Annotated in this window: 2 protein-coding genes; one reads left to right on the forward strand and one right to left on the reverse strand. The window is 62.8% G+C overall.

What is annotated here, in order from left to right:
• Window positions 1-108 precede the first annotated feature (108 nt).
• Window positions 109-1,011: an alpha/beta fold hydrolase gene (locus EOA22_RS34280; protein ID WP_063168783.1), complete on the reverse strand. Its 903-nt coding sequence runs from the start codon at window positions 1,009-1,011 to the stop codon at window positions 109-111.
• 101 nt (window positions 1,012-1,112) lie between these two features.
• Between EOA22_RS34280 and EOA22_RS39305 the strand changes: the two genes are divergently transcribed.
• On the forward strand, window positions 1,113-1,211 hold a 99-nt coding region (locus tag EOA22_RS39305), incomplete at its 3' end, for a LysR family transcriptional regulator (RefSeq protein WP_164756206.1).

Below are 1,211 nucleotides of genomic sequence, written 5' to 3' on the forward strand. Positions count from 1 at the left end.
GCGTTTGCCTGTCCGAGCCTGCCTTCGTGCTGATAATGGCAAGGTGACGGGATCGTTCCGAAAGGCGTTGAAAAGCTTCTCGCCAGATGGCTCCGCTCGGCCCGGCGCTCACATTGACGCAGGCTCCGGCTGGCGCCCGCCCTTGTGAACCGCAGCGTCCTTTGAACGCTCGGCAACCGCCGGGCTGGTGCCGGATGCCTTTGCCGTCGCGGCACTCGGCTCCGCGCAGAAATCGATGACAGCCTGGATGAACTCCGCCGGATATTCGATGTTCGACAGATGGACCGCAGGCAGCACAACCAGCTTCGCGCCGGGTACCGTCGCGGCGATCAGCTCGCTGTGGCTGGCTGCCGTCACCGTGTCGTGCCGACCAGCGATCACCAGCGTCGGCCGGGGTATCAGTGCCACGGTGCGGCGAAGGTCCGCGTCGCGAACCGCCGCGAACAGACCCGCCAGGCCCTGCCGGTCGATAGCCAGCAGCATGGCGCGAAAGTCTTCGACCACAGGCTCGTTGGCGGCAACCAGCGACGCGGGGAACCAGTTGCTCAGGAACGTCTCGGCGGTTTCCGACATGTCCCGCGCCTGGCGCACCGCAGCGATCCGCTCGTCGAAATAGCTTGCCGGCGCCAGATGCGACGAGGTGTTGCTCAGGATCAGCCGGTCGATCCGCTCGGGCGCGTGGATGCCGAGCCACTGCGCGACGAACCCGCCGAGCGACAGGCCAAGGAAATGTACGCGTTGCAGGTCGAGCGCATCGAGCAACTCGATGACGTCGCGGCCAAGCCGGTCCAGCGAATAGGCGCCGACCGGAACGCTCGATCCGCCATGGCCGCGAAAATCGTAGCGCAGGACACGAAAATGCTTCGACAATTCGCCGACCTGCCCATCCCACATGTGCAGCGTGGTGCCGATGGAATTCGACAGCACCAGCACCGGCTTGCTTGCCTCGCCGTCGAAGCGGTAGGCGATGCGCGTGCCATCGCCCGTTGTGACGAAATTCAGCTCATTCATGATGAAGATTCCTTCTGGAACGTTGAACGAGACAGAGCCTAGCTGTGGAGCGATTTTGTTGATATTACAAAGATAAGACAATCTCTGTAACAAAAACTGACATGGCCGAATTCACCCTGCACGATCTGCAATGCTTCGATGCGGTGGTCCGCACCGGCGGTTTTCAGCCTGCGGCGGCCATGCTTGATCGCTCGCACCCC

The organism is Mesorhizobium sp. M7A.F.Ca.US.014.04.1.1 (genome assembly GCF_003998745.1).
In the GTDB taxonomy this organism is placed as follows: Bacteria; Pseudomonadota; Alphaproteobacteria; order Rhizobiales; family Rhizobiaceae; genus Mesorhizobium; species Mesorhizobium ciceri.